This window comes from uncultured Acidaminococcus sp. (assembly GCA_900538365.1).
In the GTDB taxonomy this organism is placed as follows: Bacteria; Bacillota; Negativicutes; order Acidaminococcales; family Acidaminococcaceae; genus Acidaminococcus.
On record UPXT01000073.1, the window covers coordinates 1 to 4,489 of the forward strand.

4 protein-coding genes and 1 riboswitch are annotated in these 4,489 nt (G+C 50.0%); all 4 genes read left to right on the forward strand.

The window, feature by feature from the left end; translation table 11 throughout:
• The first annotated feature begins 133 nt into the window (after positions 1-133).
• Positions 134-298: riboswitch (Lysine riboswitch) on the forward strand.
• 96 nt (positions 299-394) lie between these two features.
• From dapB to dapA, 4 genes are read left to right on the forward strand one after another with little or no spacing between them, the layout of a single operon-like run.
• Positions 395-1,165, forward strand: coding sequence for a 4-hydroxy-tetrahydrodipicolinate reductase (dapB, locus tag QZQ08_RS09615; protein ID WP_296331418.1), 771 nt, complete (start codon positions 395-397; stop codon positions 1,163-1,165).
• A gap of 35 nt (positions 1,166-1,200) precedes the next feature.
• A complete protein-coding gene (locus QZQ08_RS09620; protein ID WP_296331420.1) occupies positions 1,201-2,232 on the forward strand; it encodes an aspartate-semialdehyde dehydrogenase in 1,032 nt (343 codons plus the stop codon).
• Between the two features lie 17 nt (positions 2,233-2,249).
• Entirely contained in the window at positions 2,250-3,482 is a 1,233-nt protein-coding gene (dapG, locus tag QZQ08_RS09625) for an aspartate kinase (RefSeq protein ID WP_296331424.1), read from the forward strand.
• A 4-nt stretch (positions 3,483-3,486) separates the two neighbouring features.
• Complete coding sequence (gene dapA / locus QZQ08_RS09630) at positions 3,487-4,380, forward strand: 4-hydroxy-tetrahydrodipicolinate synthase (RefSeq protein ID WP_296331428.1); 894 nt, start codon at positions 3,487-3,489, stop codon at positions 4,378-4,380.
• Positions 4,381-4,489: the final 109 nt, after the last annotated feature.

Sequence of the window (4,489 nt, forward strand, 5' to 3'; positions counted from 1 at the left end):
CAAAAGATTTCCTGTATGTCTTTTTATATGTCCTATTTCATTTTACAATTAACCAATAAAAACTAAAAACCTTTTTTTCTAAAAATCGGTTGACATAATATACTGAAATGCCTATACTATACCCATAAACTTAACAGTTGATAGAGGCGCGGGAACGATGAGTACTTTCCAGAGGGACACCGTTGAAGGAAAGGAAAGGCCAACCGCCGAAGTGGCCCGCTGGGTACAGGGGGCTGCTGGGATGCCGGCAAACAGCGGGCATACTGTCGCCAGTCTTTGGTGGAGCGCTATCGGTAATAAATGAGCAAGGCCTGCTGATGTGGGCTTTATTGTTACGGTTATTGGGAGCGTTCTCAATGACCGTATTTTTGTAAATGAAGAAAGGATGGAGCCAATGATTAAAGTGCTGGTCAATGGAGCCCTTGGCAAGATGGGATCCACTGTTGTTCGAACGGTTCTTCAGCAAGAGGATATGGAACTGGTTTCTGCTGTCGATGTCCATGGTGCAGATAAGACCGTGGAAGGCGTTTCCGTGGAAGCGAATTTAAAGGAAGCCCTCGTTAAACATAAACCGGATGTTGTGGTTGACTTTACGCGTCCCGATGTTGTTATGGACAGCCTGCGGTTCATCACCAGTCAGGGTGTCAACGCAGTTGTCGGGACGACAGGATTTTCCCCGGAAGATCTTGAGGAAGTCAAGGGGCTTGCTGAAAAAAATGGTGTCGGCGTCCTCATTTGTCCGAACTTTGCCATTGGTGCTGTTTTGATGATGAAAGCAGCGGAAGAGATTGCCAAATACTTGCCCCAAGTGGAAATCATCGAACTTCATCATGATCAAAAACTCGATGCACCGTCTGGGACCGCCATACTTACGGCTCAGAAGCTTGCTAAGGCCCGCGGCGGTTATGTGTCCCAGGGCAGGGAAGACGAAACGGAGAAGCTGGCGCATGTACGGGGCGGCAATTATGAAGGCATGCGCATTCACAGCGTGCGGCTGCCGGGTTTTGTCGCCAGTCAGGAAATTATCTTCGGCAGCATGGGCGAACGCCTCATCATCCGCAATGATTCTATCAACCGTGACTGCTACATGCCCGGTGTCATGTTGGGGTGCCGGACCATGGTCAAACGTAGAGGCCTTGTGTACGGACTGGATGCAATTTTATAAGGAAGCGTTTTTAACTTGAAAGAGGGGTAATGATTATGAAGGAATATAATCTGGCAATCTTAGGTGCGACTGGTGCGGTGGGGCAGGAATTTATCAATCTGCTCAATGAACGGGATTTCCCTTTTAAGAACCTGAAACTCTTGGCTTCTGCACGCAGTGCAGGCAAAGAACTGACGGTTCGGGGCAAAACCTATAAAGTCGAAGAAGCAAAGGCTGATTCCTTCAATGGTGTCGATGTTGCCCTGTTTGCCGGCGGTTCGATCAGCAAGACTTTTGCTCCGATTGCAGTTAAGGCAGGGGCCGTTGTCATTGACAATTCCAGCACCTATCGCATGGACCCGGAGGTTCCTCTGATTGTGCCGGAAGTCAATCCTCAGGATATCACTAAGCATAAGGGCATTATTGCCAACCCGAACTGCTCAACCATCATCATGGTTATGGCCCTGAAACCGATCTACGACCTTGCCCGCATTAAAAGGATTATCGTATCCACTTATCAGGCTGCCTCCGGCGCTGGTAAGGACGGCCTTGATGAACTGGAACGCCAGATCAAGGAAGCCGCTGCCGGTAAGGAAATGACCGCTCACATCTTTCCCAGTGCAAGTGCTGCCAAGCATTTCCCGCTGGCCTTGAATCTTGTACCTCAGATTGATGTCTTCCTTGATAACCTTTATACCAAGGAAGAAATGAAGATGGTCAATGAAACCAAAAAGATTTTTTCCGATCCGGAAATGCGTATTACGGCGACAACGGTCCGTGTTCCTGTGTACCGCAGCCATAGTGAATCTGTCAATGTGGAACTTGAACATGATGTGGAGCTTTTTGATATCCGCAAGGCACTCAGTCAGTTCCCCGGTGTTGTCCTTCAAGACGATCCCTCCCAGCAGATCTATCCGATGCCGCTTTACACCTCGGGCCTCAATGATGTTTATGTCGGCCGCCTGAGACGGGATGAATCGGCTGACAGAAGCTTCAACTTCTGGTGTGTTGGAGATCAAATCCGCAAAGGGGCTGCACTCAACACGCTCCAGATTGCGGAAACCATGGTCAAGAATAACTGGCTCTAAGAGGAGGCCCTTCGCAGATGAAAATCATCGTACAAAAATTCGGCGGAACGAGTGTGGCTACACCCCAGACCCGTCAGCTCGTTGTCAAGAAAGTAAAGGAAGCCGTCGATGCGGGCTATGCTCCCATTGTCGTTGTTTCTGCCATGGGGCGCAGAGGGGATCCGTATGCAACGGATACGCTGATTGAAATGCTCCGTTCCGTCAATCCTGACCCGGATGTGCATGAACTGGACCTTATGATGGCCTGTGGGGAAATCATTTCCTCGACGGTCATGGCTTCCATCTTGCAGAAAGAAGGCTTCAAGGCCAAGGCCCTGACCGGTGGACAGGCCGGTATGGTGACGGATGGCAATTTTGGCAATGCCAAGATCAAGACGGTCCATCCCAAGACACTGAAAACCCTTGTCGAACAAGGCATTATTCCTGTCATCTGTGGATTCCAAGGTGTCACCGATATGGACGGCAGCATCACTACCTTGGGACGCGGCGGCAGTGATACGTCAGCCGCGGCTTTCGGGGTTGCCGTAGATGCTGAAAAAGTAGAAATCTATACAGATGTCGATGGCGTCATGACGGCTGACCCCCGCATTGTTTCCGATGCCAAGATCATCAAGCAGATTTCCTATGATGAAATCCGTGAAATGGCGCACCAAGGGGCCAAGGTTATCCATCCGCGTGCTGTTGAGATTGTCATGCGCTATGGGGTCCCCATGGTTGTAAAGAGCACATTTTCGGATGCGCCGGGTACCCTTATTACAACCGATGACAAGATCGATACCCTGGAAAGTCAGGATGATGTTGAAACCAATCATGCCAGTGGGGTTGCCAGCCTTAAGGATCTTTCCTTCTTTCAAGTGGACCTGTCTCAGGATACATCCAACAATGGCAGCCGTGTCTTTGAAGATTTGGCTTCTCACGGCGTCAGCATTGGGAGTTTGAGCTTCCAGCCGCAATCTCTTATGTTTGCGGTCTATACCGTCAATGCCCCGAAAGCGGAGGAAGTCCTCAAAGCTAAGGGATACCATTATACCTTGACCAAGGAATGTGGCAAGGTGACGGTCGTGGGTACCCATATGGGGGGTACGCCCGGTGTCATGGCTCGTTTTGTTGGAGCCCTTACGGCAGCGGGAGTAAAAATCCTGCAGACAACCGATTCTGATAACCTTGTTTCGGCCATTATCGAAGAACGCGACGTGAAGACCGCAGTCCGCGCCCTTCACAGCGCATTTGCAACCCAGGAAGGAGAATAGTCTCATGAAGCCATATTTTGGACGCCTTATCACTGCAATGATTACTTTTTTCCACGAAGATGGATCCCTTAATGCTGAAGGAACTGCCGAATTTGCGTCCTGGCTTGTCGATCACGGTTCGGATGCCATTCTGGTCGCTGGTACAAGCGGCGAAGCGCCAACCCTGACCTATGATGAGAAGAAGGAACTGTTTACGGCTGTTATCAATAAGCTTGGCGGCCGCGCTCCGGTTATTGTTGGGACTGGATCCAATGACACGGCCCAGACCCTCTTAATGAACAAACTTGCCGAAGAAGTCGGCGCCGACGGCGTTCTCGTTGTTGGACCTTTTTATAACAAACCTTCCCAGGAAGGGTTCTATCAGCATTTCAAGACAGTTGCTGAGCATACCCAATTACCTATCCTGGTCTATAATGTCCCTGGCCGTACGGGGACCAATATCAAGCCGCTTACCATGGCCCGGCTAGTCAAGGATTGCCCCAATATCGTAGGCATCAAGGAAGCTGCTGGAAACGTTTCCCAAGTCGCAGAGCTTTATCGCATCATGCCGGAGAATTTTTCTATTTACAGTGGAGATGACGGTCTGACCCTGCCCTTTTTTGCAGTCGGCGCCTGCGGGCTTATTTCTGTTCGCAGCAATGTAGGTGGAGAGCTTCTGCAGGATTTGATGCAAAGCTTTGAAAAAGGGGACGTGGCCCGGGCACGGGAGCTCAATAAGATCATGGTTCCCCAAGCTGATTCCATGTTCCTTGTCAGCAATCCCATTCCTATCAAGGAAGCCGTTGGATTGATGACCCCCTTTACTCCGGGTCCTTATCGTCTGCCGCTTTGCCCTATGACGGCAGAGGAACGCCAGATGGTTCGCAAGGCCTGGAAAGAAACGGGATTACTGAAGTAGGATGATGGCGCTGTCATGATTGGCAGCGTCATTTTTGTTTCACAGGGAGTTCATGACTAAGCGTAAAATGTTTCTCGGTAGGGAAAAATAGTCCTTGCAAAATAAAGGG